The organism is Kribbella yunnanensis, from assembly GCF_039529655.1.
Taxonomy (GTDB): domain Bacteria; phylum Actinomycetota; class Actinomycetes; order Propionibacteriales; family Kribbellaceae; genus Kribbella; species Kribbella yunnanensis.
The window spans coordinates 324325-348213 of sequence record NZ_BAAANF010000013.1; the positions used below are offsets into that span (position 1 = coordinate 324325).

A 23889-nucleotide genomic window follows, 5' to 3' on the forward strand; every position below is an offset into this window, starting at 1 on the left:
CGCCTCTGGTCCCGATGCATCTCGTGGGTTCCCCCATGAGGTTGTGGGTTCTGCACCCGCATGCGAGTACAGAACCCACAAGCGGATGGGTGAACCCAGCAGATGGGGCCCCCAGGCCGGTTTGTCAAGGCGGCTCGGGCGGCACCAACCGAGCCAGCCGCCGACCCAACTCCCAACTCCCCCAACCGGTTCGGGGAACGCCAGCGCACTGCCCGTAGCCATTCGGGGAGGATCCACCCCCCAAATACGACCGATATCTACCCCACACCAGATCGACACCGGCCAAACATCCTCCCCAAACCGATTCGGGCAGGACCCGCCACCACGCTTTCCACACGGCTGGGGAGCCCCACCCGCCGATTCGGTGGGGTAGCGCTCCCCAGGGGCGCCGTACAGCACCGCTCTTGCCACCACCCCGAACCGCGTAACCAACTGGCTTGGGGTTCACCCACCAAATGGGGTTAGGAGGTGGGGGCTAGGGAGCCGCCCCAGTTGTCGGTGGCTTGGCGGGCTTCGGCGTCTACGAAGTAGCGGTGTTCCAACGAGCCGTTGGCTATGCGGTAGAAGACGTGGTGGGCGTCGGCGGTGGAGAGGCCGATCGGGTCGTCGGTTACTACGCCTACGGCGCCCCAGTTGTCGGACTCGGGTGGGTCGATGGTGGGGGACCAGTAGAAGTGGACGAGGTCACCGTTCTCCTTGCGGGCAACGACGTGCTGCTGGTTCTTGTGGGCGAACGCATGTGGGTTCCCGACGAAGGGCCCACCACTCCACACGTCGCCGAGCACCGTCGTACCGTCGAGGAAGCGGTGCTGCAGTTGCCCATCCGCGTTCCGGAAGAACACATGCGCTTGTACGCCGGTGCTGAACCCAGTCACGTCCGACGTGACACCGCTGGCGACGCCCCAGTTGTCGTACGCCGGATTGCCGCCCGGAGCCCACGACCAGTGCTTCAGTTCGCCGTTCGGGCCGCGACCGAAGATGTGCTGTTGATCCTTGTGTACAAAGGCAAACGGGTTACCGACGAAGGGACCGTTGGCCCAGACGCCCGTGGTGATCTGGTCGGTACCCTGGTCCCAGAACTTGTGTTCCAGGTTCCCGTCCGGGTTGCGGTAGAACAGGTGCTGCTGGTTCTTGTACGCGAAACCGGTCGGGTTCGACAGCACGCGTCCTTCGGTGCCCCAGGTGTCGAGCACGGGCGCGCCGGTTCCCGCCTGCCACCAGTGCCGCACGGTGTTGTCCTTGCCGCGGGCAAATACATGCTGCTGACCGTTGTGCACGTACCCGATCGGCTTCCCGGCCAGGTTGCTCGATCCCCAGTCCTGGATGACCTTGTCGGTCGCCGGCGACCACATCAGGTTCACCAGCGTGCCGCCAGTACCGACTGCCGCCACGTGCTGCTGGTCGAGATACCGGTACGCCTGACCACCCGCGCCGCCGCCACCGGCGAGCTGCTGGGCGATCTCCGCCCGCAGCGCGTCCAGATCGATGAACGACGGGTCGATCTTGCCGGTCGTCGACGTCTCGCGGTGACCGCGGACGTAACTCGCGTCGCGACCGAGCTGCCGCAGTACGGCGACTGTCGCCTTCACGGAGGCGTCGTACTGTGCCGGTGTCATCTGCTGATTGACGCCGTTGTAGTCGATCTCCCAGCCGATCAGCATGGTGTTGCCGTCACCGGCCGGGATCGGACCGCTGGCCCGGGCCGCGCCCGCGTGGTTCGCGCGGTTCGCCGAGATGACGTGGAACACGCCGTTGTAGTCGACCAGCGCCTGGCACAGCGGGCCTTGCAGGTCGGAGCGGCCGTTGATGCAGATGCCCAGCGCGGGATGCGGGTTGCTCGGGCTCGACGTTGCGGCGGTGTGATGCCACAGCACGCCGATCGGGTTGAACGACCCGGACACCCCACGGGCCTTCCAGTTGCCCTCCTCGACGACCTGTACGCCGGCTGCCCGGAGCACGTCGGCGAGCCAGGTGATGCTGGCCATCAGCGGAGCACCGTCGGGTCGGCCGCGATCAGGTCGGCCAGGCACTCGGGCTTCTTCTTCAGCGCCTGAGCGGTAGCGGCCGAGAGCCCGGCCTGCGCGGCCAGCGCCACGGCCGGAATACTCAGCAGGATTCTGCGGCGGGACAACCTGGGCGGGGTCATAAGTCCTCCAACGATGAAGATCGGTGGAGCCATAGGACCAGCAGACCGACCCACTCAGCAATCAATGCAATCCACATGGAATGGCCCACCCACCCATCACCACCCCAGGCAACCCCCATCTGAATGGATCACCCCTGAGTTAGGGGGTTGCCCCCTCAGATTCTCGATGGGCAACCCCTCATCTGAGGGGATAACCGCCGAGGCGAGGGGTTGCCTGCCAGGGTTGGGGGTTGCCCCTTGAGTTGGGGGGTTGCCTGCTCGGAATCTCGATGGGCAACCCCTCTGCTGGGGGGATATCCGGCGAGATGGGGGGTTAGGCGGGGGTGGTGGGCCAGGGGGTGGGGCCGTAGATGGCGTGCGGCTGGTTCTCGATGTAGGCCCAGTAGCGGTCGCCGTAGGACCAGTGCCACCACTCGGTGGGGTAGTTGACGAAACCGGCCGAGGTGAGTACGTCGGCGAGCAGTTCGCGGTTCGTGCGGGCCTCGCGGCTGATGTTCGGGGCGGCGAAGAAGCACGCTCCGTCACTCTGCTCGGGGGTCGCGTCGATCGGCGTACCGAGGTCGAGTGGACCACTCGCGCCGACCAGCGTCAGGTCGACGGCGGCGCCGGCCACGTGCGGCGCGACCTCGATCGGGGAGACGAACCGGCTCGCCAGCACGCGGATCTCGGCCTCGTCCAGGTCGGGATGCAGCGTGCGGAGCTCGGCGCAGTAGCCGTCGTAGATCTCCCGCTGGGACTCGAGCGGCCGCAATCCCTCGACCACGTGCAGCTGGATCCCTGACGGCAGGAAGGCGTTCGCGATCGCGAGCCGGTCCGCAACACCTTCACGGGAGTACGCCGTACCGGGGGTCTGGATGCCGCGGGTGGCCAACTCGACCACCGGTTCGCCGTTCTCGATCGCGTCGATCCGGGTGATCCGGTCATCGCTGAGCAGTACCGTCACGACTGGGCGACCGCCGTCTTGATCAGTACGTCGACCACGTCGGCGTAGGTGTATCCGGCCGCGGCCCACATCCGCGGGAACTGCGAGGCCGGGGTGAATCCGGGCAGCGTGTTGATCTCGTTCACGACCGGCTTGCCGTCCGCGGGGACGAAGAAGTCGACCCGGGCCAGGCCCTTGCAGCCGAGCACCTCGAAGACCTCGAGCGCGGTCCGGTTCAGCAACTCGGCCAGCTCCGGGGTCAACGGCGCCGGTACGACGAACTCGGTCGCGCTCGCGGCGTCGTACTTGGCGGTCGCGTTGAAGAACGGTTGGGCCGGGTCGCTGTGGATCTCCAGCGGCGGGCCGACCTCGACCCGGCCGTCGGGGAACTGCAGGACGGCGAGGTCGATCTCGCGGCCGACCATCTCCTTCTCGACCAGGACCTGCGGGTCGAGCTCGGCCGCCGCGGCGACCGCGTCGGCCAGCGAGGCCAGGTCGGTGGCGCGACCGACGCCGAAGCTGGAACCGCCGTTCGCGGGCTTCACGAAGACCGGGAACTCGACATCGGCCTCCTTCAGCTTCTGTACGGCGGCCTCGGCGTCCTGGGTCTCCGCGCCGAACAACCGCACACCCGGAGTGACCGGAATGCCGTGCGCGCGCAGAACCGCCTTCGTCAGGTGCTTGTCCAGGCCGACCGCGCTCGCGGTGACGCCACTGCCGACGTACGGGACCTTCAGCTGGTCGAGGAAGCCCTGCAGGCGGCCGTCCTCGCCGTACTCGCCGTGCAGACCGATCAGTACGACGTCGACCGCGCGGAGCAGGTCGATCGCCTCGTGCAGGCCGTTGGCCCAGTCGCCCTGCTGGTCGATGACGAGCGGAACCGCGGTGTGACCGAGCGAGGCGACCGCGTCGGCGATCCCCTTGCCGCTGGCCAGGGACACGTGGTGTTCGGGGCTGGCGCCGCCCATCACGACCGCGACCTTCATCGAGTTGCCTCCTCATAGCGACGCGGCACCCTGGTTCCGATGCCACAGTAGATTTCGTGCGGGATGGTTCCGGCCCAGTCCGCCCAGTCCTTGGCGGTCGGTTCGCCGTGCGAACCGTCTCCGAAGATCGTCACCGGCTCGCCCGGATCGACCGCCAGATCACCGGCGTCGACGACGAACTGGTCCATCGCGATCCGGCCGACTACCGGCATCCGGACCCCGCGGCACAGCACACTAGCCTGCTCGACCGCGACCCGCGGAATCCCGTCGGCGTACCCGAGCGGGACCAGCAGCACGGTGGTGTCGCGCTCGGCGACGAAATCATGTCCGTACGAAACGCCTTCGCCGGCGCTGATCCGGCGTACCTGGAAGGCCTTGCTCATCAACCGCATTGCCGGCCGCAGCCCGATCCCGGTCTCGTCGATGCCGTAGAGACCGGCGCCGATCCGGATCACGTCACAGTCGGGCGCGTCGAGGTTGATCGCCCCGGCCGAGTTGGCCAGGTGGGTCGTGCTCGGGCGCAGCCCTGCGCGCCGGGCCAGCACCACCCCGGTCCGGAGCAGCTGCAACTGCTTCCGGCTCTGGACGGCGTGCGGATCGTCGCCGTGCGACAGATGCGACCAGATTCCCCGGACGACGAGCGCACCGAGCGCCTCGTGGTGCGCCGCGGCCCGGGTCAGTTCAATCCACTGGTCGGGGGTGCTGCCGGCCCGGTGCAGACCGGTATCGAGTTTCAAATGCACGTTTTTGACGGCCGGAACCGAGGCAACCCGCTGCAGCTCGGCGACCGTGGAGACGCTGACATCGACGTCCATGTCACCGAGCAGCATCAGCTCGGCGGCGTCGTACAGCCAGGTCAGGAGCGGGGCGGTCAGGCCAGCGGCCCGCAGTTGCAGGGCCTCATCAGCCCGCGCGACACCCAGCCAGGTCGCCCCGGCATCGATGGCAGCCCGAGCCACCGGTACGGCGCCGTGCCCGAACGCGTCGGCCTTGACCACGGCCATCACGTCATGCGGAGTCAGCCGCCGGAATGTCCGGACGTTGTCCCGCACTGCCGACAGGTCGACTACGGCCTCGGACAGACCAGCCAAACCGGTAGACACTGTTCCCGCGGGCGCCGGGCGCTGCCGGGCCTGGACCAAGTTCATATTCCTCATTGTTGTAGCTGGCAACCATCAGTTCATCGGATCACGGAAGGATGTTGCGCAGATCTGACGTACGACTCTGGTCTGACGCTCTGCTCCCTACCAAAGGTTCACCCGAAGGCCTGAATACCTTCTCGGAGGTCCGTATCCGCTGCGTTTCACCATAGCCGCGCTACGCAGCGTGAGATTGGGTGGCTGTGTGCAGCTGCCGGATACTGGTCGGCGTGGAGCCCACCGAACACCTGCAGGCGTCGCTCACCGCGGCCATCGCGCTGGCGAACGTCTTCGGTGCACCCGCACGGCATGGCCGGCCGGCCGCGCCGCCGGACGACGAGGCCATCCGCGGCGTGCTGCGGCTCACCACCAATCGAACCGTCCCGATCGAGCTCCATGAATATGAGACGGGCGCGCGGCAGTTGTATGACGCGCTGAGCCTGTTACCGGATGTCGATGGAGCTGTGGCGCTGGTCAACGACTTGCTGCGGCGTACTCAGGCGACGCCGCAGCTGACCCGGGAGCCGGGGCAGCTGTGGCACCTGCATTTCGCGGCGCCGGGGGTTTCCGCGGCGACCGGGTGGCTGGCCGAGTTCGCGACTGCGGTGGCGATGTTGCTCGGCAGTCACGACTCGGAGCGGCTGCGGCGGTGTGCGGCCTCGCGGTGTGATGACCTGTTCTTGGATTCGACCCGGAACCGCACTCAGCGGTTCTGCTCAACGGCTTGCCAGAACCGCACCAAGGTCGCTGCGCACCGCGCTCGCACTGCCTGACGCCGTCACCATGGTTGCTTCCGGCAACCAACCGAGTGAGCGGTAGAGCTGGACGCCGACCTCGGTCGCCATCAGGAGAGCGCTGTCCGCGCCGCGCTCGAGCGCGCGCCGGCTGAGCGCGCCCATCACCACACTGCCGAGGCCGCGGCGGCGATGGTCGGGGTCGGTGTGGATGTCGTGCATGACCGCGTCTGTGCCGACGGTTGCCATCATTCCGCGGGCGGCGACTGTGCCGTCCGGGGTCTGGAGTTGCACGCGATCCAGTGGTCCGTCGGTCTGCACAGACAGCTGGTATGGCGGGGGTGTCGCCGGCTGCGGGTGGTTGCGCAGCGCGGTCGACATCAGCACCTTTTGTTCCGCGAACGGCTGCAGTCCGGCGGCGCCCATTCGTGCGGCCGCGGCGTCGCCGTACTGCGTGGTGACGGTCAGCCAGGTGGTCTCGGTGACGGCCGCGGCCAGGCGATCGATGAGGGCCGGGTCGTCGGTCAGCGTGAACATCTCCCGCTCACGCCCGGGCAGGCCGAGGTGCGCGAGCAGGACGTCGTCGTACTCGAGCGGTTGTTCCAGGCCGCGGCACAGCCGCCAGCCCGCCATCCATCGCCTCACGGTATCCATGTCGTGAGTGTAACTGTTTATTTTGAGTTAGTCAGTTACCGAGGACGAAGGTCTGGATGGCGATCACCGCGCCGCCGCGGGCCCATTCGGTGAAGTCGGCGGGCTGCAGGACCATCGGCAGCTCGGCGCCGGAGGGGTGCCGGTCGGCGTGCAGGGCAGCCAGCAGTTCGGTCCGGGCAACCTCGGCGAGCCGGACGCCCTCGCCGCCGAGGACGACCCGCTGGGGCATGGTGAAGTTCGCGGCGGCGGCGATGAGCTTGCCGAGCGCGAACCCGGCCTGGCTGATCACAGGCTCGGCCGCGGGGTCGCCCTTGGCCGCGAGATCCAGGCACTCCTCGTAGTCGACCGTCCGTCCGAGCGCGGCGCCGACCCGGGAGGTGATCGAGCCCACAGTGAGCAGGCTGAGCGCGCACCCGCGGTGCCCGCGGTCGCAGAGTGGGCCGTCGGGGATCAGTGGATGATGACCGATCAGACCGATGCTGGTGTCCGGGCTCTCGATCGTCCGGTTGTGGACGACGAGGCCGTACCCGACGCCGGCGCCGATGGTGATCAGCACGAACCGGTCCGCACCACGCCCGGCCCCGAACCAGTGCGTCGCCTCGGTCAACGCGTCAAGATCGTTCGCCACCACGATCGGCGTACTGGTCCCGGCAGCCAGCAGCTCGCCGAGCGGCACGTCCACCCAATCCAAGTACGGCCCCCAGCGAACCTCGGTCCCGTTGGCAACCCGCCCGCCAAGCGTCACCCCGATCCCCGTGATCGCCCGCGGCGACTGGGCCGCGAGATCGTCAGTCAGCTCCATGATGAGGTCAACCACGGCAGACGGTGTGTGATCAGTCAGCGGCCGCTCCAGGCTCGCAATCACCTCGGCCCGCAACGTCGTCAGTACGCCGATCGCCCGGTCGCCGGTGAGTTTGATCCCCACGAAGTGATGAGCCGCCGGATCGAGATCCAACGGCTGCGACGGCCGCCCGACCCGGGCATCCGTAGGCCCAGCCGACACCTCGACCAGCAACCCCGACTCCACCATCGGCTTCGTCAACCGTGTCAAACTCCCCGGCGACAACCCCACCCGCCGAGACAGCTCGGCACGCGACAGCGGCCCATCCAGCAGGATCTCCAACGCCACCTGCCGAGAGGGCCCCACCAACGGCTGCCAACTCCCCATTCCAACAGCCTAATCGCGCAGCTGACGTTCCAGGCGGCGCAGGCGGGTGGAGCGGCTGCTCGCCGCGGCGAGCGTGAAGAGGGCGCACAGCATCACGAGGAGGCCGGGCATGGGGTGGGAGATGGCGAAGAGGAGTATGACGCCGGTCACGAGCAGGAGGCCGGTGGCGATGCGCAGGCGGATGATGTCCGTCCGCAGGCGTCGGGCCGCCCACACCTGCTCAACTGTCACCCCGCCACTGTCCCAGACTCGCAGCTCACTCTGTTACGTCCGAGGATCGGTGGTGCACCACTCTGTGATCAGTGGGGGAGCTTTCGGGTGTCGATCAGTTGTTGGGCTACGTCTCGGAGTTTGGTGTTGGTGTCTTGGGAGTAGCGCTTGAGGATGGCGAAGGCTCGGTCGCCGTCGACGTCGAAGCGCTCCATCAGGATGCCCATGGCCTGGCCGACGAGTTTGCGGGCGTCGACGGCCTGGGCCATTGTTTCCTCGTGCCGGGCGGAGGCGACGGCGACTGAGGCGTGTCGGGCGAGGATGTGGGCGATTGCCTCGTCGTCTTCGGTGAAGGCATCGGGGGTCGGGCTGTAGAGGCCCAGTACGCCGACGGTCTGGCCGGCCGCGTCACCGGTTGCCAGCGGGACGTCGAGCGAGCTGCGGACCCCGAGCGCCGCGACTTTGCTGGTCCATTCCGGCCAGCGGCCGTCGGTCTCGGTGTCACGGATCAGGATCGTGGTTCGGTCCCGCAGGGCGGTCACCAGCGGGCCGACGTCAGTGCGGAGCTGCAGCTCGTAGACATCGGCCACGACCGGATCGGTCACCGCCGCGATCTCCGGGCTGCCGCCCCGCGTGTACAGCGCGACACCGGCGTACGTGCAGCTCAGCGCCTGCAACGCGAACTGGACGACGGCATCGATGGTCTCCTCGACGCCAGGGGCATCGTGCAACTCGATGGCCAATTGCGCGAACGCATCCGCCGAGGCGGCGGTGAGCTCTTGCTCGGTCAACGACGTACTCCACTCGGTCTGGGCGCACCGGACACCAAAGGAGTTTGGCGGTGTCTGCAGGAGACATCATGCAGCCTCACACCTGGTTTGCCACAGTAGGGTTGCACCATGGCGGACTTCCCGGCCTTGCTGAGCGGCCGGACGAACTGGCGGCGGGAGTTCGCGGCTCCGATGCGCAGCTTCCTGCGCACCGAGGCCGGCAGCTCCGGAGTGCTCGCGGCGGCGATCCTGATCGCCCTGCTCTGGGCGAACCTGGCCCCGGGCTCGTACGACGAATTCTGGCGAACCGACCTCTCTTTCGAGCTCGGCCACCGCGCGTTCGGGCTCGACCTGCGGGAGTGGATCAACAGCGGTCTGATGACGCTGTTCTTCCTGGTGGTCGGCCTCGAAGCGCGGCGCGAGTTCGATCTCGGCGACCTGCGGGACCGCAGCCGGTTCGTGCTGCCGGTGCTCGCGGGCGTCTCCGGCATGGTCGCGCCGATCCTGATCTACCTGGCCTTCAACCTCGGCACCGACACCGCGCACGGCTGGGGCGTCGCGATGTCGACCGACACCGCCCTCGCCCTCGGCCTCCTTGCGCTGGTCGGTCGCGGGGTTCCGGACCGCGTCCGGGTGTTCCTGCTCACCGTCTTCGTCGTCGACGACCTGCTGGCACTGGTCGTGATCGCCGTCGTCTACAGCGAGAACATCGACCTGATGCCGCTGCTGATCGCGGTCGTCGCCTTCGCCGTCGTACTGGGCCTTGCGTTGCTCCGGGTCCGCAAACCCTGGGTGTACGTCGTTCTGGGCGTGATCACGTGGGCCGCCTTGCTCACGAGTGGCGTCGACCCGGTCGTGGCCGGCCTGGCGATCGGTCTGACCGCACCGGCGTACTCGCCTGGTCGCGAGGAGCTCGAGCAGGCGAGCGGGTTGTTCCGGGTCTTCCGCGAGCAGCCCACACCCGAGCTGGCACGGTCGGCGACCGTCGGGCTGACCGCGGCGATCTCGCCGAATGAGCGACTCCAGTTCCTCTATCACCCGTGGACGAGCTACCTGATCGTCCCGCTGTTCGGCCTGGCCAACGCCGGTGTCACGATCGACGCGGCCTTCCTCGGCCGGGCGTTCACGTCGCCGGTCACGCTCGGCATCCTGATCGGCTACGTGGTCGGCAAACCGGTCGCGGTCACGCTGGTCTCCTGGATGCTGGACCGCTTCTCCGGCGGCAAATACGGACCGCAGGTCGGCTGGGCGGCGGTGGCCGGCAGTGGCACGATCGCCGGTATCGGCTTCACGGTCTCTTTGCTGATAGCAACGATCGCGTTCGAAGGGCCGGCCCTCGCGGAGGCCAAGCTCGGTCTGCTGTCGGCGGTGGTCGTGTCGTCCGCGGTGACCTGGGCAGTGTTCCGGTCGGTGAAGTTGCTCAGTCCCCCGAAGAAGGCGCTCGCGCTGCTCGGTCGGGCCGAGGAGCTGGTCGATCTCGTCGACCCGGTCGACCCCGACCTCGATCACGTCCGTGGCCCCGAGACCGCCTCGGTGACGCTCGTCGAGTACGGCGATTTCGAGTGCCCGTACTGCGGGATCGCGGAACCCGTCGTACGGGATCTCTTGCAGGACGACGACCTGCGGTACGTGTGGCGGCATCTGCCGTTGTCCGACGTCCACCCGCGGGCGCAGATTGCGGCCGAGGTGGCCGAGGCCGCGCATACGCAGGGTGCGTTCTGGGAGATGCACGACCTGCTGCTGTCCAATCAGGAGAACCTGCAGCCCAAGGACCTGATGTCGTACGCCGAGCAGCTCGGCCTCGACAACCAGCGGATCCACGACGAGGTCAAGCGGCATGTCGCCGCGGCCCGGGTCGCTCGGGATGTGGAGTCGGCCGACCTCAGCGGGGTGTCCGGGACGCCGACGTTCTTCATCAACGGCCAGCGGCACTACGGCGCGTACGACGTGGAGACGCTGAAGACCGCGATCAAGGTGGCCCGCGCTCGCGCCCGGATCAGCCAGCGCTATGGCTGAATCTTGATGTACTAGGTCATTTCTGCCACTGTTCTCAACGACCGCGATCACTGACGCTGAGGACATGACTGAACAGACCGCAGCCGTCGCCCACTTCGCAGGTCGGCTGGCCTTCGAGACCGATGTTTCCGACGTGGCTGCCGACATCGGCGCCGGTACGACGGGCTGGGTGCTGATCGACAGCCGCAGCCAGGAAAGCTGGGACCAGGGGCACGTCCCAGCCGCGATCCACCTGCCGACCCGCGAAATCGCCGAGCGCGCGGCGACCGTCGTACCGGCTGGCGTCCGCGTAGTGACGTACTGCTGGGGACCCGGCTGCAACGGCGCGACCCGGGCCGCACTGGAGTTCGCGAAACTCGGTTATCCGGTCAAGGAGATGATCGGCGGCTTCGAGTACTGGACGCGCGAGGGCTTGCCGGTGGAGACCGCCGACGGCATCACCCGCCGGCTGTCCGACCCGCTGACCGCACCCCGCGGCGTCGCCTGCGCCTGCTAGAGGTTGGCGAGGTACTCCGCGTTGCCGCGGATGGCGGCTTCGTACCGCTTGATCTCCGGCGTCTCCAGGCGGTCTGCGATCACCAGCAGCAAGGTGGCGAGCGCCTTGTCCTTGCGGTCGGCCGCGTGCAGGGTCAGCGCCTTGAAGACCCGCAGCGAGTCCGACTCCGGGAACTCGGCGCACGCCTTCTTGAACACGTCCAGCGACTCGTCGAACCGGTCCAGGTTGCGCAGCGTGCTGCCGTACTGCAGCAGGCACTTGCGGCGGATCTCGCCGGTCAGGCTCGGCAGCGCCTGCTCGTAATAGCCGACGGCCTTCTCCTCCTGTCCGTCGGTGTCGTATGCACCGCCGACCTCGTAGAGCACGTACGGATTGTCCGGGTGCTCCACGAGGAGGGCTTCGAAGAAGTCGATCGTCGGCTGCATGTTGTCCCGGTCCCACTGGGCGAAGGCTGCCTCGATCGTCGCCGCCAACTCAGGCGTCAGTTCAGTTGTCACCCTGCCATCATGCCGCGAGCACCGCGGGCGCGATGTTCTGGTTCAGGTGGAAGAGGTTGTCCGGGTCGTACTTCGCCTTGAGCTCGGCCAGCCGCGCGAGCTTGGCCGGCGGGAAGGCGCGGTGGATCGCCTCGCCGTTGAGCGTGTTGACGTAGGCACCTTCGGCGTACGGCGTCAGTGTCGCGGCGTACTCGCGGATCTCGGCGATCCGTTCCTCGTCGTCGGCGGGGTCCTGCCAGCGGGTCGCGGTGACGAACTCGAACAGGGTGTCGCGGTGACTGAAGGCGGCCGCGTCGTCCGGGGTGTCGCAGATCGCGCCGCCGTAGGCCTGCAGGCTGGCGCTGGGGCCCGGGGTGTTGATCAGCGCCTTGATCGCCTCGTCGGGCAGCGACTTGAAGTAGTGCCCCTTCCAGTAGCGGCGATAGCGGTGACCCTGCACGCTGTCGTCCCGACTCTGCAGGGTCAGGTACGACATCGCCTCGACCTTCTCGTGGAGCACCGGCCCGAGTGCGCGGAACTCGGGCAGCAGGTCGTCGCCGCGCGGGCCGACCCAGACGTAGCCGAGGGTGACACCGTCCGGCGTGATCGAGGCGGTGAAGGTCGCCTCCCGCGGCGCGGTGCGGTTGAGCTCACGCCAGCCACGCAATGCGTCGTACGCTGCCTCGATCGGATAGGTGAACTCGGCAACCAATGCCCGCGTCCCGATCTCGTGCAGCTGGAACTCGAACGCGGTCACGACACCGAAGTTGCCGCCACCACCGCGTAGTCCCCAGAACAGATCGGCGTTCTCGTCCGCCGTCGCGCGGATGACGTCGCCGTTCGCGGTGACTACCTCGTACGCCGTCACGTTGTCGCAGGCGAGCCCGAATCGCCGGGCCAGCCAGCCCATCCCGCCGCCGAGGGTGAGCCCGCCGACCCCCGTGTGCGAGACGTTGCCCGCGGTCGTCGCCAGGCCGTAGCGCTGTGCGGCGCGGTCCAGTTCGCCGAGGAGCGCACCGCCCTGGACGATCGCGATCCGGCGTTCGAGGTCGATCTCGACCCCGCCCATCAGGGTCAGGTCGATCATCAGGCCGCCGTCGGGGACGGCCAGGCCGGCGATGCTGTGGCCGCCGCAGCGGATGCCGAGTTCGAGGTTCGAGGTCCGGGCCAGCCGGACAGCGTCCACCACGTCGGCGGTTGTCCGGCAGCGCGCAATCACGGCCGGCCGGCGGTCGATCATCGCGTTCCAGATCGAGCGGGCTTCGTCGTACCCACGGTCTCCCGGGTGCAGAAAGGTCGTCATGGATTCACACTGACAGTCCGGCGGTACTTCGATAAGGTCCAGTTTTGTGAGCCGAATCAGGACCAATTCAGGCGAACTGCTGATCGAGCTGCAGCGCTCGGGCGGCGCTCCGCTGCATCAGCAGCTGGAGAGCGGGATCCGCGCGCGGATCCGCGAGGGCCGGCTGCGGGCCGGTGCGGTGATGCCGTCGACCCGCTCGTTCGCCAACGATCTGGGTTTGTCGCGGGGTGTGGTGGTCGAGGCCTATCAGCAGCTCGTGGCCGAGGGATACCTGGTCAGTCGGGCCGGTGGGTACACCGAGGTGGCCGAGGTGGCCGCGATCGAGTCGCCCGGGGTGACGTTGCTGACGGGCGTCGAGGCGCGGATCGATTTCCGCTACAGCCGGCCGGACGTCTCGCAGTTCCCCCGAGCCGCGTGGTTGCGGTCGATTCGCCGGGTGCTGAACGAGACGCCGTACCGGAGTCTTGCCTATCTGGACGGGCGCGGGACGATCGAGCTGCGGACTGCGCTGGCCGACTACCTCAACCGAGTCCGCGGTACGGCGGCGCTGCCGGAGCACATGATGATCTGCAACGGGTTCGCGCAGGGATCGCGGTTGCTGCTGCAAGTCCTTGCTGCGCAGGGATATCGGTGTATCGCGGTCGAGGATCCGTCCGACAACGACCTGCAGCGGGTGGCCGCGTCGGCCGGGCTCGTGACGGTCGGCATCCCGGTGCTTGAGGGTGGGGTTGATGTCGAGGCGCTCGAGCGGTCCGAGGCGGACGTCGTACTGGTGACGTCGGCGCATCAGTTCCCGACCGGTGCGGTGATGTCGGCCGAGACGCGGGCCGCGCTGGTCGCGTGGGCTGCGCGGCGGGACGGGTTGGTGATCGAGGACGACTACGACGCGGAGTTCCGGTATGACCGGGAACCGATCGGCGCGATGCAAGGACTGATGCCGGATCGGGTCGCGTACGCCGGGACCGCGAGCAAGACGTTGGCGCCCGGACTGCGGTTGGGGTGGATGATTCTGCCGCCGCGGTTGGTCGAACCGATGGCGCGCGCGAAGCTGATGGATGATCGCGGGTCGCCGGTGCTGGACCAGTTGGCGTTCGCGGACTTCGTGGCGCGGGGTGAGTTCGATCGGCACCTACGCCGGATGCGGCCGCGGTATCGGTTGCTGCGGGACACGTTGGTGGAGCGGTTGGCTCTGCGGTTGCCCGAGTTGACGCCGACTGGAGTTTCGGCCGGACTGCACGTGATGGCGCTATTGCCGGACGATCTGACCGAGTCCGCGATCCAGGCGGCCGCGCTTGAACGCGGGGTGGGTGTCTACGGGTTGGCGCCGTACTGGGTGTCGGCGCCGGGACCGGCCGGGCTGGTCTTCGGGTACGGCAGTTTGACGGTGAACTCGGTCATCGAAGGCGTCGACCTGCTGGCCGAGGCGGTCGCGGCGGTGCGCTCATGAATAACTATTCATTTCGTTGCAATTCGATCCGGATGGTTCTACTCTCGGAGGGGTGATCACCGCCGCTGGAATCGACCACCTGATGAACCGGTGCTGGCCTGCCGCGCACAGCACCGAACTCGACGGCTGGCTGGTCCGACGAGCGGCCGGTGTCACCCTGCGAGCGAACTCGGTGCTCCCGGCCGGAGCGCCGTACGATCTCGGAAAAGCGTTGGACTACGTGGAAACGCTGTACCAGGCGCACGGCATCACGCCCTCCTTCCAGATCAGCCCCGCCGCCCAGCCGACCGACCTCGACGACCACCTGGCCGCTCGCGGTTACCAGCTGAAGAACCCGACGTTGGTTCAGTGCGCCGAGGTCGTGGATGTCCTCGCCGCCCTCCCGGCATCGACGGTCGAGGTGAATATTTCCCCGGTCGCCGACGATGCCTGGATGGAATTCTGGTGGCAGAACGACGGCCGCGGCGGCCCCGACGAACAAGCCGTCGCCCGCCAGATCCTCGACCGCGGCTCGGCCCTCTACGCCACCATCACCATTGGCAACCAGATCGCCGCCATCGGCCGGCTAGCCCTGGTCGACGACTGGTCCGGCCTCTACTGCATCGCCACCGACCCAACCTTCCGCCGCCAAGGCCTCGCCCAGGCCGTCATCCGCGCCCTGTTGCTCAAAGCAACAACCCAAGGAATCAACCACGTCTTCCTCTCGGTCCTGGCCGACAACACTCCCGCGTTGACCCTCTACAACCGCTTCGGCTTCAGCACCGTCTCCCGCTACCACTACCGCACTCTGCCCTGAGCAAAAGGATCCGTGGTCTGGACCGGTCTTCGGCGAGACTCGTGGGTGTGCTGACTCTTGATGATCACCGGACCGGCCTGCTCAGTCGCGGAGCGAGCGGTCCGCCGGTCGTGCTCCTGCATTCGCTCGGTTCCGACAAGCGCATGTGGGAACCCGTGCTGGACCGGCTGGCCAGCGGGCGCAGGGTTTTCGCATACGACCTGCGTGGTCATGGCGAGGCAGCTGCTGCGCCGCATCCACAGCGGCTGACCGACCTGGCGCGCGACCTGTTCGGCGTACTGGATGCCTTGCAGTTGGAGACCGCGCACATCGTGGGCCTTTCGTACGGCGGTGGGATCGCGCAGACCGCGGCCGTCGAAGCGCCGGAGCGGTTCGCGTCGCTGGCTCTGCTCGCGACCACCGACCGTCCGTTCCCGGAGGTCTTCGAGCAGCGCGCGGCCGCGGTCGAGACCGGCGGGATGGAGGCCCAGGTCGAGGAGTCGATCGCGCGCTGGTTCACGCCGGAGGCCGTGGCCGCCGAGGCCGCTGGAGTGCGGTTCGCGCGCGAGGGAGTGCGGGCGATGGACCCCGCGGCCTGGGCGGCGGCGTGGCGGGCGATGAAACAGCTCGACGTGCGAGGGAAGCTCGGGGCGTTCACCGCGCCGGCTCTGGTGGTGGCCGGCGGGGCCGACCTGGCCGGATCGGCCGACGTACTGCGGCAACTGGCGGACGGTATCCCCGGCGGGCAGTTCGTGGAGCTACCCGGCGTACCGCATCTGCAGACCTTGGAACGACCCGAGCTGGTCGCGGACGCGTTGGACGGGTTTCTCCCTAGAGGGTGAGCTTCTCGAAGTGATCGAGTACGACGAACTTGGCGCCGGACTGTTCTACGGATTTGCGGAGTGGGGTCAGGTCGGTCCAGGGGATGCCGGGGTCGGTGAGGGGTTTGTCGAAGTCGTCCCAGTGGGTGGCGAGGACGGTGGTGACCGGCTTGAGGGTTTGGAGGAGGCGGTCGGTGATGCCGGGTTCGCCACCGGGGGCAGCCAGGACGACGTCGACCTCGAGATCGCGGAGTGCGTGCGGGTCGAAGTTCGCCGTACTGAGGCTGAGGATGCGCAGGCCGCCGATCGTGATGACGTAGGCAAGGGTGCCGCCTTCGAGCAGGTCCTCGATGTGGCGGGGGCGCGGCGGTACGGCGTCTTGGTGGTAGCCGGGGTAGGCGTAGGTGTGGCGCTTGCCGCCGCAGGAGTGCAGCGACGGGAAGACCTCGATGGTGAAACCGTCGAAGACCAGGTACTCGCCACCGCGAACCGCTGACAGCAGGTCGGCCTGGGTGCGCATCGCCTTCAGCAGGTTGACGTGTGTGCGGGTGCCGAACACGGTCGCCTGGGTCTTCTTGGCGACGTACGGGACGTCGGACATGTGGTCGTAGTGGCCGTGGTGGACCAGGATCGCGTCGGCCTTGGTGAGGTGCTTGTCGATGACCGCCTTGTCGATGACCAGTTTGGTCTTCGGGTCGGCGCCTTCGGGGGTGAAGGTGCCGGTGTGGAAGCGGGTCAGCCACGGGTCGGTGAGGACGATGCGCTCACCGCAGCGGATCTGCCAGGCGTGCGTGCCGAGCCAGGTGAACTCCACCGGGGTACGTCGGGTTTGCGGCTTGCTGGTTGTCTCCGCGATGGCTGGGGCGCCGATCATTCCGGCGGCACCGACCGCCGCCGCCCCTGCGATCATGCCTCGTCGCGTCACCTTCACTGCGTTCTCCTCTCGCCGTTCCGGAGGTTTCATCCAAAGCGAGCGCTTGACCGTGTGTCGAATATGCTTTCAGGCATGAGGCAAGTGTCTGGGGATATCACCGCAGGTCAGCGGCATCATGCTGACTGAACGGCACCTCCAGATCTTTGTCGCACTGGCCGAGGAACAGCACTTCGGAGACGCGGCGCGGGTCGTCGGGATCACCCAGCCGCCACTGTCGCAGGGGTTGCGCCGGCTAGAGGCGCTGGTCGGGGCGAAGCTCTTCGAGCGGGGTTCGACCGGCGTCGAGCTGACCGCCGCCGGTGCCGCGCTGCTCCCGTTCGCGCGACGGGCACTGACCTCGATCGAGGAGCTCCACCAGGCCGCGGTCGCCCGCGATCCCGAGGGCCCGGAGATCCGCCTCGGCCTCGCCCCCGAAGTCCCACCAGCCGCAGGTGCCGCAGTAGCCGCCGCCTGCGGTGCCGCGGTTCCCGGCAGTCGCGTCACCGTCGTCTCCGCGCCAACCAGCTCCCTCACCAACCAGGTATCCGCCGGCAGGTTGACGCTGGCCGTCGTACTCCACCCAACCGTCCTGGATGGGTTGGAGGCAGGCCCAGTGCAACTCCTGCCGACCTGGGCCTTGGCCCCGGCTGGCCTGGGCGCGGGATCTAGAGCCCAGGCTCTTGCGGCCGAGCAGTCGGCACGGGGCCGCCTGCCTGTGGAGTTGCGGCGGTTGGGTGGGTTGCCGGTGGCGGTTCGGCCTCGGGCGGAGGCGCCGGCGGCTCGGGATTTGTTCCTGGACACGTTGGCGTTGCATCGGCCGGACGGTGGGACGGTCGTGGTGACGGATGAGCGCGCCGGGCTCGCGATGGCGGCGGCTGGGCAGGCGATTGTGATGACCGCGGACCCGACGTTGGCCGCGCCCGGTGTCGAGCGGTACGAGTTGGCCGGCGATCCGCTGCCTACGCGGTTGCGGCTGGTGTGGTCGCGGACTCCGTTCGTCGACCCGATCGACGTGATCGCGCAGTTGACCAACGCGTTGGTGACCCCGTGAACGCCCGGATCCGCGCGGTCTTCGAGGACGCCGGCGTACGCGGCTGGCTGCACGCGGTCGCGCTCGACGCGCCGGAATCAACAGTCGACATCGACGCGAACGCCGTCGTACCGATGGCGTCGGTCTACAAACTGCCTTTGCTGGTTGGGTTCTGCCACTTGGTCGACGACGGCGAACTCGATCCGCGCGAACAACTCACCCTCGATCCGTCCACACGAACACCCGGCCCCACCGGCCTGTCCCTCATGGCCGACCCCGTGACCATGTCCCTCCGCGATCTCGCCGTCTCGATGATGACCGTGTCGGACAACGCCGCAGCCGATGCGCTGCTCACCGAGGTCGGCCTCGAGCGACTCGCCGAGCTGCTGCAATCGTTCGGCCTGCAACAGACCTGGGTACGACGGGGGACCGCGGCCAACCTGCTCGACCTGCAACGGCGTACCGGACTGGACGATCCGGATGCGGCCCTCGCCGTACTGGCGGACAACAACCGCACCACCCCGACCGGGGTCTACGAAGCAGCCAACGCCTCCGCGTCGACGCCGGCCGACATGACCCTGCTCCTCCGTCGGCTCTGGGCCGGCGAACTGCTCTCCGCGGCCCAGACCGACTTCGCGAAGGCGACCATGCAGCGGCAGATCTTCCAGCACCGCCTGGCCTCCGGCTTCCCGCACGACGCGATCCGCGTCGCCGGCAAGACCGGCACCTTCGGCGCGCTGCGGCACGAGGTCGGCGTCGTCACCCTCCCCGCCGGGGACGCCTACGCGGTCGCCGTCTTCACGCAGACCGCCCGCGTCGACTCTCGCCAGCCGCGCGCCGACTCCACCATCGGCCTCGCCGCGCAGCTAGCGGTCAATCTGCTCAGATAACGGCGTACGCCTCGATCTCGATCAGTGCCTCCGGACGGAACAACGCCACCACCTGTACGGCGGTACTGGCCGGCGGGTTGGCCGTGTCGACGTACTCGTCGCGAACCGTGCGCAGAGCCGGCAGACCGGCCATGTCAGTCAAGTAGTAGTTCAGCTTCACAACGTTGGCCCACGTAGCGCCCGCGGCCTTCAGAGCCGCGTCCAGGTTGGCGAACACCTGCCGGGTCTGGGCTTCCGCGTCACCCTCGCCGACAAGGTTGCCGTCGGCGTCGAAAGCGACCTGACCGGCGATCGCGACCCATTGACCCGGACCGGTCACCACATGGCTGTAACCGTTGCCCGGCGCAACACCCTCCGGACGCGGATATTCCAGCGTACTCATGCATCCTCCATCAAACGGTGATCTGTGGTTGCCCTTTCGCCGCCTAGGCTCCGGACGTGAAGATCCGTAGGGCGTTGATCGCGTTGGTAGTGCTGGTCCCATCTGTGGTGACAGCGCCGGCGAGCGCCGAGACATTCCTACCGGTCGATCCGGGCGCGAGCGGTGCGTACAAGGTCGACGTACGGGATTATCACTTGGGTGATCGGGTCGTCGACATTCCGGCGTTCAAGATCAAGAGCGAACTGACGGGACGAGCCTATACACCGGTGGGTGCACCCGGCCGCCGTCCGCTGGTGCTGTTCCTGCACGGAATCCACGTGCCTTGTTACGCCAAGGGCATGGATCCGGACGAGCTGATGGAATGGCCGTGTCCCAAGGGATCCAAGCCGATCCCGAGCTACGCCGGATACGACGCTCCGGCCAAGGCTTTGGCCAGCCAGGGCTACCAAGTGGTCTCGATCAGCGCTAACGCGATCAACCTCGCCGACTTCGACACCCAGATGACCGGTTCGCTGGCGCGTGCCCAGTTGGTGCTCGCACATCTCAAGCTCTGGCAGCGCTGGTCGACGCACGGCGACGGGCCCTTCGGCCGCCAGTACGTCGGCAAGGTCGACCTGCAACGGATCGGCCTGATGGGTCACTCCCGCGGTGGTGAAGGCGTCGCCCGGGCGGTCCAGCTGAACGCAGACCTCGGTGAACCGTTCGGTATCCGCGCAGTCCTGCTGCTAGCACCCGGCGGCTTCCTCCGACCGAACCTGCCCGGCGTCGCGCTGAGCGTGATCCTCCCGTACTGCGACGGCGACGTGAGCGACCTGTCCGGCCAGCGGTACTACGACGACACCTGGTACTCGATGACGCGCGACCCCGCCGCTCGATCGACCGTGCTGCTGATGGGTGCCAACCACAACTTCTTCAACACCGAGTGGACGCCGGGTCGATCGGTCGCGGACTCAGACGACGACTGGACGGCCGATGACAAGGCTGAGCCCTGCGGAAAGAAGTCCAAGCAACGCCTGACCGCGGTCGAGCAGGAAGCGGCCGGTCGCGCTTACATGGCTGGATTCTTCCGTCTCGAACTCGGCCGCGAGACCGCGCTGCTGCCGCTGCTGGACGGGTCGAACGCCCGCGCCCGCTCGGCCGGTCGCGCGGTCGTCTCGGTGATGGCGCAATCACCTCGCCGGTACGACGTCGCTCGCCTGGACGGAGCTTCCGGCGTACTGACTGGGTCTGCTCGGACGCGAGTGTGCGCTTCGGATTGCGTGCGCAACCCCTATGGGCGATACCCGCATTGGGTCACCGATCCGCCGGTCGAGCACCTTCCGGCCGGTCGGGTGACCGAGTTGAGCTGGACCGCGTCGGATGGGCGACTCCGCTTCGACTTGCCGGTCGGCCTCCGCGATGTCCGACAGTACGACGTACTGTCGTTGCGGGCGGCAACTGAAAAGGCGACGGATCTGTCGGTGCGGTTGACGGACGGCCACGGGCGGTCGGCCAGTGTGCCGGTATCCACTGTCAGCAAGGCGTTGCAGCCGTTGCCGGGGAAGCTCGCCGACCTGCTGCCGAAGGTGATGCTGCAGACAGTCCGGATCCCGTTGGCCGGTCTGCCGGTCGACCTGCGGGACGTGCGATCGGTGGAGATCCGGACCGACCGGGTCGCCCGAGGTACGGCGTACCTGGCTGATCTGTCGTTCTCGACGCCGTCACTCAGTCACTGGCGACCGCGGATGCTGCCGGTGTTGTCGGTCGCGGATGTGGACATGGTGGAAGGCGATTCCGGACCGCGGACGGCCGACTTCAAGGTGCGGATGTCGCGGGTCAGCCCGCGGCCGGTGACGTTCTGGGCGGAGGCGTCCGGGGACTTCACCAGCGATGTGGTGGCGCCGTTCCACGCCCGGGTGACGATCCCCGCCGGGCATCGGTCGGCAACGGTCAAGGTGCCGCTGCGACCGAACAAGCGGGATGGCGACGACGTCACCTTCATCATGGTGCTGTCCGGGTCGACGGATGCGATGATCGGCCGCTCGCTCGCCGACGGGATTGTCCGCGACGACGACCCGACTCCGGCGATCACGATCTCGCCGGGCGTGGGGACCGAAGGTCGTGGTGGGGTGGTCTTCCAGCTGAAGTTGTCCGCTCCGTCGGACCGTGGTGCCAACCTGACCGCCGAGCTTCGCAGCGGTACGGCGAAACTCGGTACTGACTTCGTTGATCCCGAGGGCGGTCTCTATCCGCAGGTCGATGCGGGCAAGACGACCGGGCAGTTCGTCGTACCGATCAAGGACGACAAACTGCGGGAGAAGGCCGAGACGTTCGCGGTCGTGATCACGGCCGCGGATGGCGCCGTACTGAAGGTCCCCTACCGGGTGCAGGGGACCATCCGCGACAACGACTAGAACGTTGGCAGGCCGGTCGTCGGTGAGGACGCCTGGCCGGAGTGCCAGCGGCGGGGAACCCGGCCGGCCAGACGGGCGTTGCGGCCGGCGCTGACGGCGTCGCGCATGGCGGCCGCCATCAGGGCCGGCTTCTCCGCGCGGGTGACCGGAGTCGCCAGCATGACCGCCGCGCAGCCGAGCTCCATCGCGAGGGCGGCATCGCTCGCCGTACCGATCCCGGCGTCGACGATGACCGGGACGTTGGCCGCCTCGGCGATCAGCGCGATGTTGTGCGGGTTGCGGATCCCGAGGGCCGAGCCTATCGGTGCGGCCAACGGCATCACGGCTGCACACCCGGCCTGCTCCAGTCGGCGAGCCAGGATCGGGTCGTCGTTGGTGTACGGGAGCACGGTGAAGCCGTCGGCGATGAGGATGTCCACGGCGTCCAGCAACTCGACCGGATCGGGCAGCAGCAGGTGGTCGTCGGCGACCACCTCGACCTTGATCAGATCGGTACCCAGCGCCTCGCGGGCCAGCCGGGCGGTCAGCACAGCCTCGGCCGCGGTGTGACAGCCAGCAGTGTTCGGCAGGATCTCGATCCCGTGCCGCTTCAGTACGTCGAGCACCGAGCCCTCGTGCCCGGTCCCCAGCCGGCGCATCGCGACCGTGGTCAACTGGGTGCCGGAGGCAATCAACGCCTCCTCCATCACTTCCAGGTTCGCCGAACCGCCGGTGCCCATGATGAGCCGCGAGGAGTACGTCCGGCCGCCCAGCTCGAAGGGGTCGTCCATGTCAGCCTCCCTGGACCGCGCCGACGATCTCGACCCGGTCACCCGCCGTCAGGATCGTGGCGGACCACTCGTCGCGGGTCAGCACACTCTGATTCACCGCGACCGCGATCCCGGTCTGCCGATCCGACATCTCCGCGACCAGCTGAGCGACCGACATCCCCGGTCCGCTGCTGGTCGCCGTACCGTTCACCCACACCGCGTGCTCAGCCGGTGACTCGTCGTACTGCGTCATGCGTCCTCCCTACGCCGGAATTACCCGATTCAGGTTCAGCGGTCGGCGACGCCTGCTCTGTCGCCCTCTCAGCCCACTCCGGTGCGAGCTCCCGCGGTGCTATCGACTTAAGTGTCCCGCAAACAATGTAACTCGGCGCTAGCGACGCCCAGGCACGCACCTCGCGGCACTTGAGTCACGCCCACGATGAACACCGCATCGAGGACGCGCCTCAAGCACCACGATGCACGCACCTGGACGCCGCTATCACTCGAGCTACATCGTTTGCGGGACACTAGTTCCCCGTCAGCAAACTCGCCAATTCTGTTGGCCTGTAGAGCACTTGCTTGCCGGCTCGCTGGGGTTCGACCAGACCGGTACGGCGGAGCAGTTGCAGGTGCTGGCTGACCGCGGACGGGGTGACCCCGAGTTCGGCGGCTACGTCGGTCGTGGTGCGTGGGTGGGTAAGGAGCTGCAGGATGCGGGCGCGCGCCGTACCGATGAGTTTGGCGAGGTCTTGTGGCGTGGGAGGGTCGACGACTGTCCACAGGTTGGCCTGGCCGCGGGGTGGGTAGCCGAGGAACGGTTCGGCTCCGGGGTCGTACGGGATCACGGCGTGTGGGCCGAACAGGGTCGGCTGAAGGACGAGACCGCGGCCGTCGACCTTCTCTACGCGGCTGATTGCACTCACCTTGTCGACCTTCAAGAGGCCTTGGCTATAAGAGATCGCGGGGCCGAGTTCGTTGAGCATCGCGCCGGTGCCTTGCTGCGTGAGCACATGACCGCGGTACGTGATGTCGGCGGAGAGGATGGTCCGCATGCGATTCCAGTACGGCGCGATGACCGTCTGCCAGTAGTCGTCGAGGGCTGTGGTGACCCGGGCTGGTGTGAGGCCTTCGGGCAGCTCGCCGTTGACTGCTGTGTGCTGTCTGGTGAAGGTCTCTTGATCGACCGCGGCTATGAGCTGGAGTTCGTCGGTGAACTGGGTAAGTGGGGAAGTCGGCCGCGGCGTGAGGTAGTCGGGGCTACCCATGGTGTCGTTGACCAGGTGGCTGAGTACGGTCCAGTCGAGGTCTTCGAGTAGTGGCTGGACTGTGCGGATCCAGGGGAGCTGGAGCGGGAACCGGCCGGGGTCGCGGAGGGCGCGGAGGGACAGGACGGTTTCCGAGGCGGGTGACAGGGCGAAGCGGACCTCCTCCAGATCCCGGGACGTCAGTTCGTAGGTCAGCACCCGTTC

At 67.8% G+C, this 23889-nt stretch carries 25 protein-coding genes and 1 riboswitch; of the genes, 9 read left to right on the forward strand and 16 right to left on the reverse strand.

Features of this window, described 5'->3' with window-relative positions:
- Positions 1 to 461: 461 nt before the first annotated feature.
- The 5 genes from ABD231_RS19310 to alr all read right to left on the reverse strand — a co-directional run bounded on the left by ABD231_RS19310 (position 462) and on the right by alr (position 5202).
- The gene (locus ABD231_RS19310) at positions 462 to 1985 is read right to left on the reverse strand and encodes an N-acetylmuramoyl-L-alanine amidase (RefSeq protein ID WP_344153469.1); all 1524 of its coding nucleotides are present in this window, start codon (positions 1983 to 1985) and stop codon (positions 462 to 464) included.
- The gene (locus ABD231_RS19315) at positions 1985 to 2146 is read right to left on the reverse strand and encodes a hypothetical protein (protein ID WP_344153472.1); all 162 of its coding nucleotides are present in this window, start codon (positions 2144 to 2146) and stop codon (positions 1985 to 1987) included. Before ABD231_RS19315 ends, ABD231_RS19310 begins: the two co-directional genes overlap by 1 nt.
- Before the next feature lie 313 nt (positions 2147 to 2459).
- Positions 2460 to 3089, reverse strand: a complete 630-nt coding sequence (locus ABD231_RS19320) for a M15 family metallopeptidase (protein ID WP_344153475.1) — start codon at positions 3087 to 3089, stop codon at positions 2460 to 2462.
- Positions 3086 to 4054 (reverse strand): D-alanine--D-alanine ligase family protein, encoded by a 969-nt coding sequence (locus tag ABD231_RS19325; protein WP_344153478.1) that lies wholly within the window; start codon positions 4052 to 4054, stop codon positions 3086 to 3088. Before ABD231_RS19325 ends, ABD231_RS19320 begins: the two co-directional genes overlap by 4 nt.
- Complete coding sequence (alr, locus tag ABD231_RS19330) at positions 4051 to 5202, reverse strand: alanine racemase (RefSeq protein WP_344153481.1); 1152 nt, start codon at positions 5200 to 5202, stop codon at positions 4051 to 4053. Before alr ends, ABD231_RS19325 begins: the two co-directional genes overlap by 4 nt.
- Before the next feature lie 221 nt (positions 5203 to 5423).
- Between alr and ABD231_RS19335 the strand changes: the two genes are divergently transcribed.
- Positions 5424 to 5966: a CGNR zinc finger domain-containing protein gene (locus ABD231_RS19335; protein WP_344153484.1), complete on the forward strand. Its 543-nt coding sequence runs from the start codon at positions 5424 to 5426 to the stop codon at positions 5964 to 5966.
- Here ABD231_RS19335 and ABD231_RS19340 read toward each other — a convergent pair.
- From ABD231_RS19340 to ABD231_RS19355, 4 genes are all read right to left on the reverse strand, one after another.
- Entirely contained in the window at positions 5910 to 6581 is a 672-nt protein-coding gene (locus ABD231_RS19340) for a GNAT family N-acetyltransferase (RefSeq protein WP_344153487.1), read from the reverse strand. The two genes, ABD231_RS19335 and ABD231_RS19340, sit on opposite strands and share 57 nt — an antisense overlap.
- Before the next feature lie 31 nt (positions 6582 to 6612).
- Positions 6613 to 7749 carry an ROK family protein gene (locus ABD231_RS19345; RefSeq protein ID WP_344153490.1) on the reverse strand — a complete coding sequence of 379 codons (1137 nt, stop codon included), beginning with the start codon at positions 7747 to 7749 and terminating at the stop codon, positions 6613 to 6615.
- 9 nt (positions 7750 to 7758) lie between these two features.
- Complete coding sequence (locus ABD231_RS19350) at positions 7759 to 7980, reverse strand: hypothetical protein (RefSeq protein ID WP_344153492.1); 222 nt, start codon at positions 7978 to 7980, stop codon at positions 7759 to 7761.
- Between the two features lie 68 nt (positions 7981 to 8048).
- Positions 8049 to 8750, reverse strand: coding sequence for a GAF and ANTAR domain-containing protein (locus ABD231_RS19355; protein ID WP_344153494.1), 702 nt, complete (start codon positions 8748 to 8750; stop codon positions 8049 to 8051).
- Positions 8751 to 8858: 108 nt separating this feature from the next.
- Here ABD231_RS19355 and nhaA point away from each other — a divergent pair, with 108 nt between their 5' ends.
- Both nhaA and ABD231_RS19365 read left to right on the forward strand, forming a co-directional pair.
- Positions 8859 to 10745, forward strand: a complete 1887-nt coding sequence (nhaA, locus tag ABD231_RS19360) for a Na+/H+ antiporter NhaA (protein WP_344153496.1) — start codon at positions 8859 to 8861, stop codon at positions 10743 to 10745.
- 64 nt (positions 10746 to 10809) lie between these two features.
- Positions 10810 to 11241 (forward strand): rhodanese-like domain-containing protein, encoded by a 432-nt coding sequence (locus tag ABD231_RS19365; RefSeq protein ID WP_344153499.1) that lies wholly within the window; start codon positions 10810 to 10812, stop codon positions 11239 to 11241.
- Here the strand turns inward: ABD231_RS19365 and ABD231_RS19370 are convergent.
- Positions 11238 to 11738 (reverse strand): tetratricopeptide repeat protein, encoded by a 501-nt coding sequence (locus ABD231_RS19370; RefSeq protein WP_344153502.1) that lies wholly within the window; start codon positions 11736 to 11738, stop codon positions 11238 to 11240. The two genes, ABD231_RS19365 and ABD231_RS19370, sit on opposite strands and share 4 nt — an antisense overlap.
- A 7-nt stretch (positions 11739 to 11745) precedes the next feature.
- Complete coding sequence (locus tag ABD231_RS19375) at positions 11746 to 13020, reverse strand: FAD-binding oxidoreductase (RefSeq protein ID WP_344153505.1); 1275 nt, start codon at positions 13018 to 13020, stop codon at positions 11746 to 11748.
- 46 nt (positions 13021 to 13066) lie between these two features.
- On the opposite strand from ABD231_RS19375, the gene pdxR reads away from it, so the two are divergent.
- From pdxR to ABD231_RS19390, 3 genes are read left to right on the forward strand one after another with little or no spacing between them, the layout of a single operon-like run.
- Positions 13067 to 14467, forward strand: coding sequence for a MocR-like pyridoxine biosynthesis transcription factor PdxR (gene pdxR, locus ABD231_RS19380; protein ID WP_344153508.1), 1401 nt, complete (start codon positions 13067 to 13069; stop codon positions 14465 to 14467).
- Positions 14468 to 14519: 52 nt separating this feature from the next.
- Positions 14520 to 15263 carry a GNAT family N-acetyltransferase gene (locus tag ABD231_RS19385; RefSeq protein ID WP_344153510.1) on the forward strand — a complete coding sequence of 248 codons (744 nt, stop codon included), beginning with the start codon at positions 14520 to 14522 and terminating at the stop codon, positions 15261 to 15263.
- Between the two features lie 47 nt (positions 15264 to 15310).
- The gene (locus tag ABD231_RS19390) at positions 15311 to 16084 is read left to right on the forward strand and encodes an alpha/beta fold hydrolase (protein ID WP_344153514.1); all 774 of its coding nucleotides are present in this window, start codon (positions 15311 to 15313) and stop codon (positions 16082 to 16084) included.
- On the opposite strand, the gene ABD231_RS19395 is transcribed toward ABD231_RS19390, so the two are convergent.
- Positions 16074 to 16994: an MBL fold metallo-hydrolase gene (locus ABD231_RS19395; protein ID WP_344153517.1), complete on the reverse strand. Its 921-nt coding sequence runs from the start codon at positions 16992 to 16994 to the stop codon at positions 16074 to 16076. The two genes, ABD231_RS19390 and ABD231_RS19395, sit on opposite strands and share 11 nt — an antisense overlap.
- Positions 16995 to 17112: 118 nt before the next feature.
- Between ABD231_RS19395 and ABD231_RS19400 the strand changes: the two genes are divergently transcribed.
- Both ABD231_RS19400 and ABD231_RS19405 read left to right on the forward strand, forming a co-directional pair.
- Positions 17113 to 18027, forward strand: coding sequence for a LysR family transcriptional regulator (locus ABD231_RS19400; protein WP_344153520.1), 915 nt, complete (start codon positions 17113 to 17115; stop codon positions 18025 to 18027).
- The gene (locus ABD231_RS19405) at positions 18024 to 18896 is read left to right on the forward strand and encodes a serine hydrolase (RefSeq protein WP_344153523.1); all 873 of its coding nucleotides are present in this window, start codon (positions 18024 to 18026) and stop codon (positions 18894 to 18896) included. The genes ABD231_RS19400 and ABD231_RS19405 overlap by 4 nt, the downstream gene beginning before the upstream one ends.
- Here ABD231_RS19405 and ABD231_RS19410 read toward each other — a convergent pair.
- Positions 18889 to 19278 carry a RidA family protein gene (locus tag ABD231_RS19410; protein WP_344153526.1) on the reverse strand — a complete coding sequence of 130 codons (390 nt, stop codon included), beginning with the start codon at positions 19276 to 19278 and terminating at the stop codon, positions 18889 to 18891. The genes ABD231_RS19405 and ABD231_RS19410 overlap by 8 nt on opposite strands.
- 56 nt (positions 19279 to 19334) lie before the next feature.
- Here ABD231_RS19410 and ABD231_RS19415 point away from each other — a divergent pair, with 56 nt between their 5' ends.
- The gene (locus ABD231_RS19415) at positions 19335 to 21671 is read left to right on the forward strand and encodes a hypothetical protein (RefSeq protein WP_344153529.1); all 2337 of its coding nucleotides are present in this window, start codon (positions 19335 to 19337) and stop codon (positions 21669 to 21671) included.
- Here the strand turns inward: ABD231_RS19415 and ABD231_RS19420 are convergent.
- The 3 genes from ABD231_RS19420 to ABD231_RS19430 form a co-directional block, all read right to left on the reverse strand.
- Complete coding sequence (locus ABD231_RS19420; RefSeq protein ID WP_344153532.1) at positions 21668 to 22441, reverse strand: thiazole synthase; 774 nt, start codon at positions 22439 to 22441, stop codon at positions 21668 to 21670. The genes ABD231_RS19415 and ABD231_RS19420 overlap by 4 nt on opposite strands.
- Before the next feature lies 1 nt (position 22442).
- On the reverse strand, positions 22443 to 22673 hold the full coding sequence (gene thiS, locus ABD231_RS19425; protein ID WP_344153535.1) for a sulfur carrier protein ThiS: 231 nt from the start codon (positions 22671 to 22673) through the stop codon (positions 22443 to 22445).
- Positions 22662 to 22778, reverse strand: a riboswitch (TPP riboswitch). Its footprint overlaps the gene before it by 12 nt.
- 169 nt (positions 22779 to 22947) lie before the next feature.
- Positions 22948 to 23883 carry an ArsR/SmtB family transcription factor gene (locus ABD231_RS19430; RefSeq protein ID WP_344153538.1) on the reverse strand — a complete coding sequence of 312 codons (936 nt, stop codon included), beginning with the start codon at positions 23881 to 23883 and terminating at the stop codon, positions 22948 to 22950.
- Between the last annotated feature and the right edge of the window lie 6 nt (positions 23884 to 23889).